At 63.9% G+C, this 17,406-nt stretch carries 12 protein-coding genes and 1 tRNA gene; 7 read left to right on the plus strand and 6 right to left on the minus strand.

Features of this window, described 5'->3' with window-relative positions; all coding sequences use genetic code 11:
- Positions 1-148 precede the first annotated feature (148 nt).
- Positions 149-784 carry an ATP-dependent Clp protease proteolytic subunit gene (locus IVB48_RS03265; protein ID WP_007603501.1) on the plus strand — a complete coding sequence of 212 codons (636 nt, stop codon included), beginning with the start codon at positions 149-151 and terminating at the stop codon, positions 782-784.
- Between the two features lie 40 nt (positions 785-824).
- Here the strand turns inward: IVB48_RS03265 and IVB48_RS03270 are convergent, their stop codons facing one another.
- Complete coding sequence (locus IVB48_RS03270; RefSeq protein WP_247397411.1) at positions 825-1,046, minus strand: hypothetical protein; 222 nt, start codon at positions 1,044-1,046, stop codon at positions 825-827.
- 178 nt (positions 1,047-1,224) lie between these two features.
- Between IVB48_RS03270 and clpX the strand changes: the two genes are divergently transcribed.
- From clpX to IVB48_RS03290, 4 genes are all read left to right on the plus strand, one after another.
- Entirely contained in the window at positions 1,225-2,496 is a 1,272-nt protein-coding gene (clpX, locus tag IVB48_RS03275; RefSeq protein WP_007603503.1) for an ATP-dependent Clp protease ATP-binding subunit ClpX, read from the plus strand.
- Positions 2,497-2,818: 322 nt separating this feature from the next.
- Complete coding sequence (gene lon, locus IVB48_RS03280; protein WP_007603504.1) at positions 2,819-5,242, plus strand: endopeptidase La; 2,424 nt, start codon at positions 2,819-2,821, stop codon at positions 5,240-5,242.
- Positions 5,243-5,331: 89 nt separating this feature from the next.
- Positions 5,332-5,736, plus strand: a complete 405-nt coding sequence (locus tag IVB48_RS03285) for a GFA family protein (RefSeq protein WP_247397414.1) — start codon at positions 5,332-5,334, stop codon at positions 5,734-5,736.
- A gap of 64 nt (positions 5,737-5,800) precedes the next feature.
- Positions 5,801-5,877, plus strand: a tRNA-Val gene (locus IVB48_RS03290).
- A 114-nt stretch (positions 5,878-5,991) separates the two neighbouring features.
- Here IVB48_RS03290 and IVB48_RS03295 read toward each other — a convergent pair.
- Positions 5,992-7,335: an acyltransferase gene (locus IVB48_RS03295; RefSeq protein WP_247397417.1), complete on the minus strand. Its 1,344-nt coding sequence runs from the start codon at positions 7,333-7,335 to the stop codon at positions 5,992-5,994.
- A 578-nt stretch (positions 7,336-7,913) separates the two neighbouring features.
- Here IVB48_RS03295 and IVB48_RS03300 point away from each other — a divergent pair.
- Positions 7,914-9,869, plus strand: a complete 1,956-nt coding sequence (locus IVB48_RS03300; protein WP_247397419.1) for an acyltransferase family protein — start codon at positions 7,914-7,916, stop codon at positions 9,867-9,869.
- Between the two features lie 98 nt (positions 9,870-9,967).
- Positions 9,968-10,828 carry a methyltransferase domain-containing protein gene (locus IVB48_RS03305; RefSeq protein ID WP_247397421.1) on the plus strand — a complete coding sequence of 287 codons (861 nt, stop codon included), beginning with the start codon at positions 9,968-9,970 and terminating at the stop codon, positions 10,826-10,828.
- Between the two features lie 126 nt (positions 10,829-10,954).
- Here the strand turns inward: IVB48_RS03305 and IVB48_RS03310 are convergent, their stop codons facing one another.
- Genes IVB48_RS03310 through ihpA form a run of 4 tightly spaced genes read right to left on the minus strand, consistent with a single transcriptional unit; the run spans position 10,955 to position 17,370 of the window.
- Positions 10,955-11,917: a cation diffusion facilitator family transporter gene (locus tag IVB48_RS03310; RefSeq protein ID WP_247397423.1), complete on the minus strand. Its 963-nt coding sequence runs from the start codon at positions 11,915-11,917 to the stop codon at positions 10,955-10,957.
- Between the two features lie 2 nt (positions 11,918-11,919).
- Complete coding sequence (gene ihpC / locus IVB48_RS03315; RefSeq protein WP_247397426.1) at positions 11,920-15,129, minus strand: divalent metal ion exporter subunit IhpC; 3,210 nt, start codon at positions 15,127-15,129, stop codon at positions 11,920-11,922.
- Positions 15,122-16,099, minus strand: coding sequence for a divalent metal ion exporter adaptor subunit IhpB (gene ihpB, locus IVB48_RS03320; RefSeq protein ID WP_247397429.1), 978 nt, complete (start codon positions 16,097-16,099; stop codon positions 15,122-15,124). The genes ihpC and ihpB overlap by 8 nt, the downstream gene beginning before the upstream one ends.
- Positions 16,096-17,370, minus strand: a complete 1,275-nt coding sequence (ihpA, locus tag IVB48_RS03325; RefSeq protein WP_247356266.1) for a divalent metal ion exporter subunit IhpA — start codon at positions 17,368-17,370, stop codon at positions 16,096-16,098. Before ihpA ends, ihpB begins: the two co-directional genes overlap by 4 nt.
- Positions 17,371-17,406: the final 36 nt, after the last annotated feature.

Raw genomic sequence — 17,406 nt, forward strand, 5'->3', positions numbered from 1 at the left:
GGGCTATATCTGTCGCTACGCCTTCCGCTTCTACCAAGTTCGTATCAAGTTCCTGCATCACGGGACGTCCATCGGCCCTCCGGCAGATCCAGCCCCGACTGGCAGCCGGGCCTGGCGATGTCCGCCTCTTCAAAACCCTAGGTGACTCATGCGCGATCCGGTTGAAACCTACATGAACCTCGTGCCCATGGTGGTCGAGCAGACCAACCGTGGCGAGCGCGCCTACGACATTTTCTCGCGCCTTCTGAAAGAGCGCATCATCTTCCTGACCGGGCCGGTCGAGGACGGCATGTCGACGCTGATTGTCGCGCAGCTGTTGTTCCTTGAGGCGGAAAATCCGAAGAAGGAAATCTCGATGTACATCAACTCGCCGGGCGGCGTGGTGACGTCGGGCCTCGCGATCTACGACACCATGCAGTTCATTCGCCCGCCGGTCTCGACGCTGTGCACGGGCCAGGCCGCCTCGATGGGCTCGCTGCTGCTCTGCGCCGGCGAGAAGGACATGCGCTTCTCGCTGCCGAACGCTCGCATCATGGTGCATCAGCCCTCCGGCGGCTTCCAGGGCCAGGCCACCGACATCATGCTGCACGCCCAGGAAATCCTGAACCTGAAGAAGCGGCTGAACGAGATCTACGTGAAGCACACCGGTCAGACCTACAAGGCGATCGAGGACGCGCTGGAACGCGACAAGTTCCTGACCGCGAGCGACGCCAAGGAGTTCGGCCTGGTCGACAGGGTCATCGACAAGCGCGCCGAGGAAACCGCGGCGCCGAAGACCCCGTAGCACTACTGCGGCGGCGAACCCTGCGGGCTCGCCGGCGCCATTAGGGAACGTTCACGTTAAGGACACGTGCGCGCGTCGCAAAACGCAGTTTTGCGCCCTGCGACAGGCAGAAAGTTCCGCTTCGTGCTTGTTTTTCGTGGCAATCCAGCAACGCCGGGGTGATTTCGATCACTTCGCCCGTGCCAAGACCGGAAATCACGGTATTGTCACGGGTAGCCGGCGACCCCCGATTAGCGAATTCTTGATAGTCGGGTGACAGCATGGTTCGCTACGACTGATCGGCTATGATCGCGGGGAATCGAGTGACCGTGATTCGCACGGCATGTAACGCGTAGGGTCTTTTTTGGTACGGAATTTGCTCTATTTGAAGGACTGTACCGGCTGTCGTGCCGGAATAGGGCGATCGAGCGGACGGGATCGAACCGCGGACGGAGACATGAATGAGTAAGGTCGGCACGAGCGACTCCAAGAACACGCTGTATTGCTCGTTCTGCGGCAAGAGCCAGCACGAAGTTCGCAAACTGATCGCGGGTCCCACGGTCTTCATTTGCGACGAGTGCGTCGAGCTCTGCATGGACATCATTCGCGAGGAGAACAAATCCTCGCTGGTGAAGTCGCGCGACGGGATTCCGACGCCGAAGGAAATCTGCAAGGTGCTGGACGATTACGTGATCGGCCAGAACCATGCGAAGAAGGTCCTCTCGGTCGCGGTGCACAATCACTACAAGCGCCTCAACCACCAGACCAAGCACAACGACGTCGAGCTTGCGAAGTCGAACATCCTGCTGATCGGTCCGACTGGCTCGGGCAAGACGCTGCTCGCGCAGACGCTCGCCCGCATCCTGGACGTGCCGTTCACGATGGCGGATGCGACGACGCTGACGGAAGCCGGCTACGTCGGCGAGGACGTCGAGAACATCATCCTGAAGCTGCTCCAGGCCGCCGACTACAATGTCGAGCGTGCCCAGCGCGGCATCGTCTATATCGACGAAATCGACAAGATCAGCCGCAAGTCCGACAATCCTTCGATCACGCGCGACGTGTCGGGTGAGGGCGTGCAGCAGGCACTGCTCAAGATCATGGAAGGCACGGTGGCTTCGGTCCCGCCGCAGGGCGGCCGCAAGCATCCGCAGCAGGAATTCCTGCAGGTGGACACCACCAACATCCTGTTCATCTGCGGTGGTGCGTTCTCGGGCCTTGAGAAGATCATTTCGGCACGCGGACGTTCGACCTCGATCGGTTTCGCCGCCCAGGTGCTCGCGCCGGAAGACCGCCGCACCGGCGAAATCTTCCGTCACGTCGAGCCGGAGGATCTTCTGAAGTACGGCCTGATCCCGGAATTCGTCGGCCGTCTGCCCGTCGTTGCGACGCTGGAGGATCTGGACGAGGCTTCGCTCAAGAAGATCCTGGTCGAGCCGAAGAACGCTCTGGTGAAGCAGTACCAGCGGCTGTTCGAGATGGAGAACATCGAGCTGACCTTCGCCGACGAGGCGCTTGGCGCGGTTGCCCGCAGGGCGATCGAGCGCAAGACAGGTGCGCGCGGACTGCGCTCGATCCTCGAGGCGATCCTGCTCGAGACCATGTTCGACCTGCCGGGCCTCGAAGGTGTGGAAGAAGTCGTGATTTCCCGCGAAGTCGTGGAAGGAACGGCGCGTCCGCTCTACATTTACGCCGATCGGTCCGATCGCGCCGTCGAGAACGCCAGCGCCTGATTTGCGGCGCTGGAACGCTCCAATCGTCTCCTCAAGCAAGGGCTGCGGAAAGTATCTCCGCAGCCGGTGTTGCGTCGCTTATTTGCGTGCGTAAGCGCCTGATGGCGCGCGTCTTCAATGACTTGACACCCCCCGGGTCGATAGCCACCTAATGTCGGCGGCGAGCAAAAATTCTCTTTAAGATTCGCCTCAGTTCCGATCCGGCAGGCCGGTCCAATCTCAAAAGGACCGACCGGTTTTGTGGATCACCTCGGCACCTTGTGGCGGTTGCGCATGAGCATGGCGGGCTGCGTGCAAGGGGGCAAAGCAAAAGGAAAAGGCCATGACCAATCCAAAACCCAGGCCAACCATCGTCCATGGCGAAACGCACGCCTATCCCGTGTTGCCCCTGCGCGACATCGTCGTCTTCCCGCACATGATCGTTCCGCTCTTCGTCGGCCGCGAGAAGTCGATCCGCGCGCTCGAAGAGGTGATGAAGAACGACGCGCTGATCATGCTCGCGACCCAGAAGAACGCGTCCGACGATGATCCGGCACCCGATTCCATTTACGAGACCGGTACGCTTGCCAGCGTGCTCCAGCTCTTGAAGCTTCCCGACGGCACCGTGAAGGTGCTGGTCGAAGGGCTCGAGCGTGCGCGCGTGCAGAAGTACACCGATCGCGCCGACTATTACGAAGCGACTGCGATTGCGCTCGCCGACACCGATGCGAAGTCGGTCGAGGCCGAGGCCATGGCGCGCTCGGTCGTGTCCGACTTCGAGAGCTACGTGAAGCTCAACAAGAAGATCTCGGCCGAGGTCGTCGGCGTCGTGCAGGCGATCACCGATTTCGCCAAGCTCGCCGACACCGTCGCCTCGCATCTCGCCGTCAAGATCGCGGATCGCCAGGGCATCCTGGAGACGCTGTCGGTCACGCAGCGCCTGGAGAAGGTGCTGGGCCTGATGGAGAGCGAGATCTCGGTGCTTCAGGTCGAGAAGCGCATCCGCTCGCGCGTCAAGCGCCAGATGGAGAAGACCCAGCGCGAGTACTATCTCAACGAGCAGATGAAGGCGATCCAGAAGGAGCTCGGCGACGACGACGGTCGCGACGAACTCGCCGATCTCGAAGAGAAGATCTCCAAGACCAAGCTCTCCAAGGAAGCGCGCGAGAAGGCGCAGCATGAATTGAAGAAGCTGCGCCAGATGTCGCCGATGTCCGCGGAAGCGACCGTCGTGCGCAACTATCTGGATTGGCTGCTGTCGATCCCGTGGAACAAGAAGTCCAAGGTGAAGAAGGATCTGGAGGCCGCGCAGGCGGTTCTGGATGCCGATCACTACGGGCTGGAGAAGGTCAAGGACCGCATCGTCGAGTATCTCGCCGTGCAGTCGCGCGCCAACAAGCTGACCGGCCCGATCCTGTGCCTCGTCGGCCCTCCCGGTGTCGGCAAGACCTCGCTCGGCAAGTCGATCGCGAAGGCGACCGGCCGTGAGTTCGTGCGCGTGTCGCTCGGCGGCGTGCGTGACGAGGCCGAGATCCGAGGTCACCGCCGCACCTATATCGGCTCGATGCCCGGCAAGATCATCCAGTCGATGCGGAAGGCGAAGTCGTCCAATCCGCTGTTCCTGCTGGACGAGATCGACAAGATGGGCGCCGATTTCCGCGGCGATCCGTCCTCGGCTTTGCTCGAGGTTCTCGACCCCGAGCAGAACGCGACCTTCAACGACCACTATCTCGAGGTCGACTACGATCTCTCCAACGTGATGTTCATCACGACCGCGAATACGCTCAATATTCCCGGCCCCCTGATGGACCGCATGGAGATCATCCGGATCGCGGGCTACACCGAGAACGAGAAGGTCGAGATCGCGCGCAAGCACCTGATCCCGAATGCGGTGTCCAAGCACGGCCTGGACTCCAAGGAGTTCTCGATCGACGACGACGCGCTGCTGCTTCTGATCCGCCGCTATACCCGCGAAGCGGGCGTGCGCAATTTGGAGCGTGAGCTCTCCACACTCGCCCGCAAGGCGGTGAAGGAGCTGATGATCTCCAAGAAGAAGTCGGTCAAGGTCACCGAGAAGACTCTGGAAGAGCTGCTCGGCGTGCCGAAGTACCGCTACGGCGAGATCGAGAGCGAGCCGCAGGTCGGCATCGTCACCGGCCTTGCCTGGACCGATGTCGGCGGCGAGTTGCTGACGATCGAAGGCGTCATGATGCCCGGCAAGGGCAAGATGACGGTCACAGGCAATCTGCGCGACGTGATGAAGGAGTCGATCTCGGCGGCGGCGTCCTACGTCCGCTCGCGGGCGATCGTCTACGGCATCGAGCCGCCGCTGTTCGACCGGCGCGACATCCACGTGCACGTGCCGGAAGGCGCGACGCCGAAGGACGGTCCGTCGGCGGGCGTTGCGATGGCCACCGCGATCATCTCGGTGATGACCGGCATCCCGGTCCGCCACGATGTCGCGATGACCGGCGAGATCACGCTGCGCGGCCGCGTGCTGCCGATCGGCGGCCTGAAGGAGAAGCTGCTGGCTGCTGCCCGCGGCGGCATCAAGACGGTGCTGATCCCCGAGGACAACGCCAAGGATCTCACGGAGATTTCCGATGCGATCAAGGGCGGCATGGAGATCATCCCGGTCTCCCGCCTCGACGACGTCGTCGCCAAGGCGCTGGTCAAGAAGCCGGTGCCGATCGTCTGGGAAGAGGACACCAAGGTGACGGTGAAGCCGGACGGCGACGAAGCCGCCGGTGGCCTGACCGCTCACTGAGATCGCAGCTCGAAAAGATGATAAAACGGCGCCTTCGGGCGCCGTTTTTGTTGTGGGGGCATTTTGTTTTTGGGCAGTGGATGACGACAATGCACATCGACGGGCAATGCCATTGCGGCGCGATCACCTTTGAAGCCGAGATCGATCCCGAGACGGTGTCGGTCTGCCACTGCCGGGACTGCCAGACCCTAACGGGATCGCCGTTCCGGGTGACGGCGATCTGCACCAAGGCCGACGTTAAGCTGACCAGCGGAACGCCCAGGATCTACGGCAAGCGCGGCGACAACGGTCGGATGCGCTTCCAGCACTTCTGCGCCGAGTGCGGTTCCCCGCTGTTCACCAGCGGCGAGGGCGACCAGGAGGACGATTGGGGCATCCGCTGGGGCAGCATCCGCCAGCGCGACAAATTGCGGCCCGTCAGGCAGATCTGGTGCCAGTCGGCGGCGGTGTGGATCGACGCGGTGCCACTGCTGCCGGGCCGGCCACAGGATTGAGGACCAGGAATTGGCGTTCCGCGCTTGCCCGTTCGGGGCAGGTGGGGATAAAGAAGCGGGCGAGGGGCGGTTAGCTCAGCTGGTTAGAGCATCTCGTTTACACCGAGAGGGTCGGGAGTTCGAATCTCTCACCGCCCACCAGCCTTTGCTCGCTTCGCGAGCTTCGGCTCGGCGAGCCAGCCTCTGAGCATCATTGCCCCAAAGGGTGGCTCGGTGGTGCGGCAGGCGCCGGCATCCAGTCGCCTTCGGCTGGAACTACCGGACCGGCGAATTCTGGCGAGAGACCTCTGCACTGCGATCGGTGGTCTGATAGCGAACCCCCTCCGTCTGCCATCGACGGAACCAGTCGAGCGGATTGGCCAGAAAGGCTGTCAGCGGCTTGATCGTTGGCTTCTCGACAAGGACGTAGACCAACCAAGCGATACAGGCGAGGAAGGTCGGCAGGACGAAAGCTCGAATGAGCAGGTCGGTCGTGGACTCACTGCCCACATGCGCCCATTGCAGGATCATCATCCCGACGTCCTGATGGATCAGGTAGAGCGGATAGCTGATGACGCCGATGAAAGCGAACGCTCGGAAGGCGCGCGGCAGAAGAAAGTCGTACCGCGCGGTGACATAGACCAGCGCCGTGCCCGTCCACAGCAGTAGCGATCGATACATCTCGATCGGAACCGACGGCTGTTTGACGTGGAATTTCAGATGATAGAGCTCAACCGAAAACGCTACCACGATCCCCGCGATGCCTTCGCCCGTGCGCCCTCTGATGAGCGCCGCCACGCTCATCCCGGCAATGAAGAAAGGGAAAAAATCGTTGGTGGTGTAGTAGTCCGTGCTGGTGGTGACGGTGCGAAAGACGACGAACGCGCAGAGCAGCGCGATCAAGCGCTGCCGCAGGCCCAGCGCCATCATCAGGAAGCAGAAGACGTAAAATTGAAACTCCACCACCAGCGACCAATAGGCGCCGTCCGGCAGCACGTAGTTTTTCTGGAAAACATTAAGCGTGGCAAGCCCGAATGGCATGTAGAAATAAGACAGCCAGTTCATTCCGCGTCCGGCCTCGACGAGGTCAGGTGCGAAATATTTGAACAGCGTCGTCAGCAATCCGCAGACGACCAGGCCTGGCACCAGGCGCCCGAGCCGCTTTGCGTAGAAGTGCCAGGCCGTTTGCGACGTCTCGACGCTGAACGCGATGCAATAGCCACTGATGATGAAGAACAGCAGGACGCCGAAAGTGCCGCGGTTGAAGACCTGCAACGGGACAAAATGATAAAGCAGGACCCAAATGATGGCGATTGCACGGAGGCAATCGATTCCAACTGATCTTTCGGATTTCAAATGGTTTTCCCCCCGCTTGCCGCGAGTTAAAACAGCGCCCTTGGTTGTGTCAACCGTGCCCCGTATTTCGGGATAGCCACACCGTCGTTCTTCACCCGGAGGGCTGCTGTCGCGCGCCGTGCCCTGCGTTGTGAGAAACGGGCTCGTCCGCGTCTGCCGTGGACGAACACGGGAGGCGACCAGGACCTTGGTGATCGCAGCGCACAGGCCATCGCGATCGCGAATGCGGACCAGCCTGTCGACGGTCGCCGTTGCATCGCTCACATGCGTGAGGCCGCCGGCGCAGACGCGCCGGTAGAGTTCGGTGCCGTCGATGTCAAAGTGCTCGCTATACGCGATCTGCTTTGTGGCGATCGCCGCTTCAGGACGGCCTCGAGCAGCGGCGCGCGGCGCAGATCGCGGCTGTCGAGGTAGAGCGCCGGATAGATGTGCCGTGTCATCAGGTGCGGTTTGTCAGAGTGGCGACGGGTGCGGCGGGCATGCGAACTCATTTAGGTTGAACGGTCTGTCGCACTCTCCCTCACCGGCAAACCAATCGCAGGTCCCGTTTCGTTCCGGTTCCGCTTCGGCTGCTTTCGGAAAGTTGAGCGGAAATCGTTGCCTTCCAAGGGGCCAGCGGCGCGGGCGATCGTTTACACCGAGAGGTCCGCGTTCGAATCCGTGGAGGAGAGCGAAGGCCGGGCAGAACAGCGCGGCGTTCGGTCCGCCGGCCGACAATCAGCCCGATTTGGACGGCATCTTGTCCTTGCGGCCGGTCTCCGCGTCGGGCATATCGGCCTGAATCGGGAGGCGTAGAGCGGCTGCCCCACCAAGCATCATCATCTGGATCCGACGCCGGCCACATGCCGTCCAAGCTGCCTTACCGACCGGAGATCGATGGCCTGCGAGCCATTGCCGTCCTGCCGGTGATTCTGTATCACGCCGGCATTCCCGGATTTTCGGGCGGCTTCGTCGGGGTCGACGTCTTCTTCGTGATCAGCGGCTACCTGATCACGTCGATCATTCTCGACGAGTATGAAAACGGCGGCTTCAGCTTCGTCGGATTCTACGAGCGGCGCGCCCGGCGCATTCTGCCGCCCTTGTTCCTGGTCTCCTTGGCCTGCATCCCGTTCGCCATCTATTGGCTGAGCCCGCACGATCTCGACGAGTTCGCCAAGAGCCTGCTCTCGGTCTGCGGCTTCGTTTCGAACGTTTTCTTCTGGTCGCAGAGCGGATATTTCGACGGGCCAACGGAGCTCAAGCCGCTCGTTCATACCTGGAGCCTGGCAGTCGAGGAGCAGTTCTATCTGATCTTTCCGATCGCGCTGTTCTGGTTGCTCAAGCTTGGTCGACGCCGCGCCATCGCGTTGTTCGTTGCAACCGCCGTGCTCAGCTTCGCGCTCGCTGTTTGGGGATCGCGCCACGCGACGGGCGCGACCTTCTACCTTCTGCCGGCAAGATATTGGGAGCTCTTAATCGGTGCGCTGCTGCCGCTGTGCCGCATCGAGGCCGAGGCGCGGCGCTTGCCACGTCCGCTCGCGGAGGCGCTTGCGCTGCTCGGTCTTGCATTGATCGCGATCCCGATTTTCACCTACCACAACATTCCCTATCCCGGCGTCTACACGCTGCCACCGACGCTCGGCACCGCGCTGGCCATCGTATTCCTGCGACCCGATACGGCGTCGGGCCGGATCGTTGCCACGCGCGGTCTGGTCGGTGTCGGCCTGATCAGCTACAGCGCCTATCTCTGGCATCAGCCCCTGTTCGCGTTTGCGAGGCTCGGCGCGATCTACGAAGCCAATATCCCGGTCTTTATCGGCCTCTCGGCGGTTGCACTGCTACTGGCCTACCTGACCTATGTGCTGGTCGAACGCCCGGCGCGTGATCGCAAGCGGTTCACGCGGAATGAGGTGTTCGCCTGGTGCGGGGTCGCGTCAGCCGGACTGGCTGCGCTCGGTCTGGTCGGCATCTTCACCGGCGGTCTCGAAAGCAGTTATCTCGCCCGCAATGACATGGCAACCCAGCGAGCCTATGCGCTGATCAAGCAGTACGGGTTGCGCGACCTCAAGGCCCGACTTGTCGACCGTGGCTGCCAATTCTGGTCCTCCCGTCCGGACGAGGCATTCGAAGCGCGGTTCAAATCCTGTGCCGAAAAGCATGGACCGGCCACCATGGTTGTCGGCGACTCCCATGGCGAGAACGTCTACAACGCGGTGGCCAAGGCCAAGCCCGGCGAGTTCGTCGCCGGCCTCGTCAACGAAGGCTGCCGGGCGTGGAACGATAGCGACGCTTGCCCATATTCCAAGCTCAAGGGCTTCCTGGAGCGCAACGGCGCTTCGGTGCGCGGCATCGTTTTCAACGTGTCCGGAGCCCATCTTCTGACCGACTTGAATGGCGACTCGGAAAACCACCATCTGTTCGAGTGGAAGACCGGATACCTCATCAACTTCGAGAAGGTCGCTTTCACGATCAGCTATCTCAGGACGATCGCGCCGCTGGCGAAGATCGTGTGGCTCGGTCCTTTTGTCGAAGCGCGGGTTAATTTCCGCGATCCGCCGTCGATCGCCAGGGACGCGTTCAGGATGAACCCCGTGTCGCTCCACCTTTTCAAGGCGTTGGACGCCGAGATTGCCAAGGAAGTCGCCGAGGGGCCGCAGACCTTCAAATATCTGCCGTTCACCGACGTGCTCAAGGTCGATCAATATTTTCTGCTGACCGGCGATTGTCTGACCTTCAGCGATCCCGACCACCTGAGCTCATGCGGCGAGGAGTTGCTCGGCGAGAAACTCAAGGCCCATCTGCCCTGGCCGAATTCCTAGCGCTTGGAGGCCCGGCAGGCACGATGGTCCGGCCGCCTTCGGTTTGAAGTAACGGATCGGCGAAAGCACACAATCGTTGCTATAGCGAAAGAGGTCATATGGAACAGCCTGGCGAACACGAATCCAACGCCGATCAGATCGCCTACTGGAACGGTCCCAGCGGGCAGCGCTGGGCCGATCGCCATGCGGCGCAGGAGAGCCTGCTCGGACCCATTGCCGATGTGCTGATCGACCGCGCCAAGCCGAAGCCGGGGGAGCGCGTCCTCGACGTCGGCTGCGGCTCCGGCGCGACGACGTTCGCGTTCGCGAAGGTTGTCGCGCCTGATGGCTTCGCGCTCGGGCTCGACGTCTCCGAGCCGATGCTGTCGCAGGCGCGCGCGTTTGCGCCAAAGGGCCTGCCGCTCGATTTCGTGCTGGCGGATGCGACGGTGCATCGGTTCGAGCCGGCCGGTTTTGACCTGCTGGCCTCGCGGTTCGGCGTGATGTTCTTCGCTGACCCGATCGTGTCTTTCACCAACCTCCGCCGCGCATTGAAGCCGACGGGGCGGCTGGCGTTTGCCTGCTGGCGCGAGCCGAAGGAAAATCCCTGGATGATGGCGCCGCTGATGGCGGTCTACAAACACGTGCCCAAGATGCCGCCGGTCGGGCCGGACGAGCCGGGCCCGTTCGCCTTTGCCTCCGAAGAGCGCGTGACGCGCATCCTGAAAGGCGCGGGCTTCGTCGACGTCGCGATGGAACCGCACAATCTCGCGATGGATGTCGCGATCGGCGGCGGGCTCGATGCCGCGGTCGAGGGCTCGCTCCAGATCGGCCCCGCCAGCCGCGCGCTGCAAGGCCATCCGCCCGAGACGTATGCCGCGGCAAAAGCCTCGATCCGCGAGATGCTGGCGCCGTTTCTCAAAGGACAGTCGGTGGCGTTGCAGGGCGCGATCTGGATCGTGACGGCGAAGGTGGCGTAGGCGCGCCTCCTCTTCGCACCGTCATTGCGAGGAGCTCTTGCGACGAAGCAATCCAGACTGTGGCCGCGGAGGCAGTCTGGATTGCTTCGCTGCGCTCGCAATGACGGGTGTGGAAACAGAATGCCCTCACACCACGTCATCCGGCGCCAGCGCGCAGCCGTTGTCCGGATGGGTCTCGACCTGAAGGGTGGTGTGACCGATGCGGTGGGAGCGCTTCAGCATCTGCGCCGTCTCCATCAGGAATGCATCGCCGGCGCCGGTGGGCATGACGAGATGGCAAGTCAGCGCCGTCTCAGTGGTCGAGATCGGCCAGACGTGGAGATCGTGGATCGCAGTGACGCCGGGCCGCTCCAGCAGTAGGATCTTGATTGCGGCAATGTCGGTGCCCCTGGGCGCGGCCGCCATCGACATGTCGATGGAGCCGCGGAGCAGGCTGGTGGTGCTCCAGAGAATGGTGGCGCAGATGACGAGGCTGGTGACGGGATCGAGCCAGAGCCAGCCGGTCCAGATGATCAGCGCCGCCGAGACCACGACGCCGAGCGAGACCGCGGCGTCGGCCGCCATGTGCAGATAGGCGCCTTCGATGTTGATGTCGTCCTTGCGCCCGCGCGCGAACAGCATGGCCGTAAAACCGTTGATGAGGATGCCGATGCCGGCGACCACCATTACGGTGATGCCAGCGACGGGCTCCGGTTCACGCAGGCGCAAATACGCTTCCCAGCCTATCGCACCGGTCGCGACCAGCAGGAACACCGCGTTCGCCAGCGCCGCCAGGATGGTGGAGGCGCGCAGGCCATAGGTGAAGCGGCCGCTGGGCGCGCGCCGCGCCGCGATCGACGCGCACCAGGCCACGACCAGGCCGAGCACGTCGCTAAGGTTATGGCCGGCGTCCGCAAGCAGGGCGGTGGAGTTGCCGATATAGCCGTAGACGGCCTCGGCCAGGACCAGCGCGGTATTGAGCGTGATGCCGATCGCGAACGCCGCGCCGAAGCTGGCGGGCGCATGGGCATGGGCGTGGCCACCATGATCGTGATCATGGCCGTGGCTATGATCGTCGTGATGATGGCCGTGATGGTCGTGGCTGCCCACCTCTAGCGCTCCCTGGACGCTGCCAAATCAGGCGCCATTGTAGGCGTTTCGGCAGCCCCGTCACGGCGGAACAGCACGTAGAGCGCCGGCAGCACCAGCAGCGTCAGCACGGTTGAGGAGATGATGCCGCCGATCACCACGGTCGCGAGCGGCCGCTGCACCTCAGCGCCGGCCCCGGTGGCAAGGGCCATCGGCACGAAGCCGAGGGACGCGACCAGCGCCGTCATCAGCACCGGACGCAGGCGTGTCAGCGCGCCCTCGCGCACCGCGTCGGCAACGGGGTGGCCCTCGCTGCGCAGCCGCTCGATGAAGGCGATGATGACGAGCCCATTGAGGACGGCGACGCCCGACAGCGCGATGAAGCCGACGCCGGCGCTGATGGACAGCGGGATGCCGCGCAGCAGCAGCGCCATGACGCCGCCGGTCAGCGCCAGCGGCACGCCGGAGAACACGAGGGCCGCGTCCGCCGCCGATCCCATGCCCATGAACAGCAGCAGGAACACCAGCAGCAGCGCCACCGGCACCACGAGCGTCAGCCGCTTGGTGGCGGACACCAGTTGCTCGAACTGTCCGCCCCAGCCGATCCAGTATCCCGGTGGCAGCTTGACCTTCTCCGCGACGGCGTTCTGGGCCTCGGCGACAAAGGAGCGCAGATCGCGCCCGCGAACGTTGGCCATAACCACCACGCGACGCTTGCCGTTCTCGCGGCTGATCTGGTTGGGTCCCGGTGCGATCTCGATCGCCGCGACGGAGGACAGCGGGACGTAGCGCAACGCCGCGTTTCCGCCCGGCCATGCGGTTTTGGTGACGGCCGGTACATCCTCGCCCGGCGGCAGCGGGATCGGCAGCGACTTGATCGTGTCAGGGTCGGCACGCAGGCTTTCCGGCAGCCGCACCACGATGTCGAAGCGGCGATCGCCCTCGAACAGCTTTCCGACCGGCTTGCCGCCGATCGCGATCTCGACCACGTTCTGCACCTCGCTGAGGCTGAGGCCGTAGCGTGACAGCGCCTGGCGGTCGAGCCTGACGGTGAGGATCGGCAGGCCCGCAATCTGCTCGGTCTTGACGTCGGCCGCGCCCTCGATGGCGTGGACGACGCCGTTGACCTGCTGGGCGATGCCGGCAAGCACGTCGAGATCGTCGCCGAAGATCTTCACGCCGACGTCGCTGCGGATGCCGGCAATGAGCTCGTTGAAGCGCATCTGGATCGGCTGGGTCATGCCATAGGCCGTGCCGGGCAGGGTGTTGGCGGTGCGTTCGAGCTCGGCGATCACCTCGTCCTTGGGCTTGTCCGGGTCGGGCCATTCGTCGCGTGGCTTGAGCGTGACATAGGTGTCGGTCATATTCGGCGGCATCGGATCGTTGGCGATCTCGGCGGTACCGATCTTGGAGAAGATGGTCGCGACCTCCGGTACCTGCTTGATCGCCATTTCCAGCCGCAGCTGCATGCCGACGCTCTGGGTCAGGCTGGTGCCGGGAATCCGGATGGTTTCGATGGTAATGTCGCCTTCGTCGAGGCTCGGGATGAATTCGCCTCCCATGCGCGTCGCGGCGAAGACGCTGCCGGCAACGATCAGCATGGCGCCAAACGCGACCATGCCGCGGTAGCGGATGGCGCGGTCGAGCAGCGGCACATAGAACCGCTTGGCCGCTCTCATGAAGATGTTCTCCTTCTCCGAGACCTTGCCGGTGACGAAGATCGCAACCGCGGCCGGGACGAAGGTGATCGACAACAGGGCCGCGCCGGCGAGGGCCATCAGCACGGTCAGCGCCATCGGCGTGAACATCTTGCCCTCGGTCCCCGTCAGGGTCAGGACCGGCAGGTAGACCACGGCGATGATCAGCGTGCCGAACAGGCTCGGCTTGATGACCTCGCTGCTGCCGGCGCGGATTGTCTCCATCCTCTCCTCGAGCGACAGCAGCCGGCCGCGCCTGTGCTGCTCGGCAGCGAGCAACCGCAGACAGTTCTCCACGATGATGACCGCGCCGTCGACGATGATGCCGAAGTCGATCGCGCCGAGGCTCATCAGATTCGCGCTGACCTTGCTCTCGACCATGCCTGTGATCGTGAACAGCATGGAAAGGGGAATGACACAGGCGGTGATCAGCGCGGCGCGGATGTTGCCGAGGATCAGGAAAAGCACAGCGATCACCAGCGCCGCGCCCTCGACGAGATTCTTCTCGACGGTCTGGATGGTGGCTTCCACCAGATGCGTGCGGTCATAGACGGCGCGCGCGATCACGCCGTCAGGGAGCGATTTCGCGATCTCCGTGAGCCGGGCCTTCACGCGCTGGGCCACCGTGCGGCTGTTCTCGCCGATCAGCAGCATGGCGGTGCCGAGCACGGTTTCGCTGCCGTTTGCGGTTGCTGCGCCCGAACGCAGGTCCTGGCCTTCCTGGACGTCGGCGACGTCGCGGATACGCACCGGGACGCCGCCGCGCGAACCGATCACGATGTCGCGGATCTCCGCGATATTGGCGACTTGGCCCGGGGCGCGGACGAGATATTGCTCGCCGTTGCGCTCGATATAGCCGGCACCGACGTTGGCGTTATTGGCGGCCAGCGCCGTCATGATGTCGCGAAAGCCGAGTTTGTAGGCCATCAGCCGGCCGGGGATCGGCAGCACGTGGAACTGCCGCTCATAACCGCCGATCGAGTTGACCTCGATCACGCCGGGAATGGTGCGCAGTTGCGGCTTGATGATCCAGTCCTGGATGGTGCGCAGCTCCGTCGGCGTGAACTCGGCACCGGTCTGTGACTTCGCGCCGGCCTTGGCTTCGACGGAGTAGACATAGATCTCGCCAAGGCCGGTCGAGATCGGGCCCATCGCGACCTCGGTTCCGGCCGGAAGCTGGTCCTTCGCCTGCTGGATACGCTCGTTGACGAGCTGCCGCGCGAAGTAGATGTCGGTGCCGTCCTGGAATACGACGGTGACCTGACTCAGGCCATAGCGTGAGATCGACCGGGTGTATTCGAGCTTGGGCAGCCCGCCCATCACGGTCTCGATCGGGAAGGTGATGCGCTGCTCGGATTCGAGCGGCGAGAGGCCCGGGGCACGGGTGTTGATCTGGACCTGCACGTTGGTGACGTCGGGGACCGCGTCGATCGGCAGGCGGGTGAAGTTCCAGGCGCCGAAGCCGCCGGCCGCGAGCGCGAACAGCAGGACCAGCCAGCGCTGCTGCAGCGAGACCGCGATGAGACGCTCAATCATGTTCGGCCTCGCCCTTGCCCATCTCCGCTTTCACGGCGAAGCTGTTTTCCGCGACGTAATGCTCGCCGGCCGATAGACCGGCCTTGATCTCGACATGGCGGGGATCGGAATCGCCAAGCTCCACCGGACGCGCCTCGATCTTGTCGCCATCCTCGCGGACGAACACGATGGTCCGGTTCTCCAGGGTCTGGATCGCGCTTCGGCGCACGGCGACCGCGACGTTGCGTGCGGCGAGGATCAGCCGTGCCGTGACGAACAGGCCGGGACGCAAGCGTCCGTCCGGATTTGCCAGCACCACGCGCGCCAGCGCGGTCTGGGTCTCGCTCGAGCCGATCGGGGCCATGTAGGAGATGGTGCCCTTGATCTCGCCGCGGCCGTCGTCGGGATCGATCAGCACCTCGTCGCTGAGCCGGACACGCCGCAGGTCCTGGCGGTAGATCGACAGGTCGACCCAGATGGTGGAGAGATCGGCGACCACGAAGGCCGGCTTCTGCTCGGAGGCGTATTCGCCGAGCGAGATCTGCCGCTCGATGATGGTGCCGGCAATCGGCGCCTTGAGCTCGTAGACGGTGAGGCTCTGGTTGCTCTCGATCGCGGCGAGCAGATCGTCCTTGCCGACCTTGTCGCCGATGCGCTTCTGGATCGATTTGGCGACGCCGGGAAAACGCGGCGTCACCTGCACCACGGCTTCCTGGTTGGCGCGCAGGATGCCGTTGAAGGCGAGCGTGTCGGTCAGCGTGACGCTCGCGGCTTCCGCCAGCGTCACGCCTGCGGCTGCAAGCTTGACGTCGGAGATGCGGATCCGGTCGGCGCCGTGCTCGTCCTGTTCGACATGGTCGTTCGGCTTCTCCGGCCTCTTGTCCGCGGCGTGTTCGGCATGCTCGACCCTTGTTGGGGCCAGCAGGGAATAGCAGTAAGCGCCAAGTGCGGCGGCAAACAATGCGACGAGGATGGTGGAGGACGTCTTCATCGTGCGCTCTCCCGCGCCAGCGTGAAGGGATTGCCGACGAGGCCTTCGATGGTCGCCACCCCCGCGTGGAAATTCTGCAGCGCCTCCTGCTCGCGCAGCCGCGCCTGGGTGACGCTGGCCTGCGCATCGAGCACTTCGAGCAGGCTGAAGCGGCCCTGGCCGTAGCCTTGCGCGATGGCGTCCGACGCTTCGGTAGCCTTGGGAATGGCGCTCTCGCGCAGCACCGCGAGCTCGCGCAGCGAGCCCTGCAGCGAGTCGTAGGCGCGGCCCGCGACCACAATCAGCGTGTTGCGGTTGGCCTCGCGCTCGGCCTTGGTCTTGGCAAGGCTTTCCTGCGCCGAGAGGATATTGCCCTGGTTCTGGTCGAACACGGGGATCGGCACCGAGACGGTGAGGCGCGCCGCGTCGTCATTGGTCTCGTTGAAATGGCGCCAGCCGGCGGCGATCCGCACGTCAGGATAGGGCCGCAGCCGCGCCAGCAACAGCTCGGCGTTGCGCTGGGCATAGATCGCGGTCCAGCGCACCAGCTGCGGATTGGCATCGATCGCGGCGACGACCGACTGGAATGTCGGCGGCCGTCCCATGGTGTCGAGCCGTCCGGAGACCTCGCCGAATTTCGGTGCCGCGTCGCCCATCAGGACCGCAAGCTCGCGCCGGGCGCTGGCCAGCGTCGCCTTGAAGCGCTCGCGGTCGGCCTTCACCAGGGCGGATGCCACTTCCGCACGGCCGGTCTCGGCCGGCGAGGAGGCGCCGGCCTCGACGCGTCGGCGCAAAAGCGGCGTCAGCCGGTCAATGGCGGTGATCTGCTCGTCGAGGATCTGGATGCGCCGCTGTGCGCCGAGCACGCTGAGGAAGGCGATCGCGGTCTCCGACAGCACCTCCAGCCTGACGGCCTTGCGCTGAATCGCGGCGACCTCGATGCCGGCGACACCCGCGGCGATCCGCGCGTCGCGCTTGCCGAACAGCTCGAAGGCCTGGCTGATCTGCAGCGTGGTCTCGGCCGATCGCGTGCCGCGATAGATGCCGGACCCGAACGAATTGTCCTGTTCGTAGGTCAGTTCCGGATTGAGAAGCGCACCTGCCTGGATGCGCTGGCCCGTGGCGATTCCGACATCGCGCTCCGCCGCGGTCAGCCGCGGGCTCGTGGCCAGCGCGCGCGAGAGCGCGCTCCGCATCGTCAGAGTCTGGGCGTGAGACGGCGCAAGCGCCAATCCGACAATCAGACACGCTGCCGCGCACGCCAGGCGCGCGGCCATTCCCCTGTAAAACATGAAACCGACCTGTGAAGGATGAACCTCATGGGCGCG

It is taken from the genome of Bradyrhizobium sp. 76, assembly GCF_023073025.1.
Lineage (GTDB): Bacteria > Pseudomonadota > Alphaproteobacteria > Rhizobiales > Xanthobacteraceae > Bradyrhizobium.

Coding starts and splice junctions, on each gene's coding strand:
- IVB48_RS03305 (WP_247397421.1), top strand. CDS start 9,968: ATGGAACAGCCTGGCGAACACGAATCCAACGCCGATCAGATCGCCTAC.
- ihpA (WP_247356266.1), bottom strand. CDS start 17,370: ATGTTTTACAGGGGAATGGCCGCGCGCCTGGCGTGCGCGGCAGCGTGT.
- IVB48_RS03270 (WP_247397411.1), bottom strand. CDS start 1,046: ATGCTGTCACCCGACTATCAAGAATTCGCTAATCGGGGGTCGCCGGCT.
- IVB48_RS03285 (WP_247397414.1), top strand. CDS start 5,332: ATGCACATCGACGGGCAATGCCATTGCGGCGCGATCACCTTTGAAGCC.
- clpX (WP_007603503.1), top strand. CDS start 1,225: ATGAGTAAGGTCGGCACGAGCGACTCCAAGAACACGCTGTATTGCTCG.
- IVB48_RS03265 (WP_007603501.1), top strand. CDS start 149: ATGCGCGATCCGGTTGAAACCTACATGAACCTCGTGCCCATGGTGGTC.
- ihpC (WP_247397426.1), bottom strand. CDS start 15,129: ATGATTGAGCGTCTCATCGCGGTCTCGCTGCAGCAGCGCTGGCTGGTC.
- IVB48_RS03300 (WP_247397419.1), top strand. CDS start 7,914: ATGCCGTCCAAGCTGCCTTACCGACCGGAGATCGATGGCCTGCGAGCC.
- lon (WP_007603504.1), top strand. CDS start 2,819: ATGACCAATCCAAAACCCAGGCCAACCATCGTCCATGGCGAAACGCAC.
- ihpB (WP_247397429.1), bottom strand. CDS start 16,099: ATGAAGACGTCCTCCACCATCCTCGTCGCATTGTTTGCCGCCGCACTT.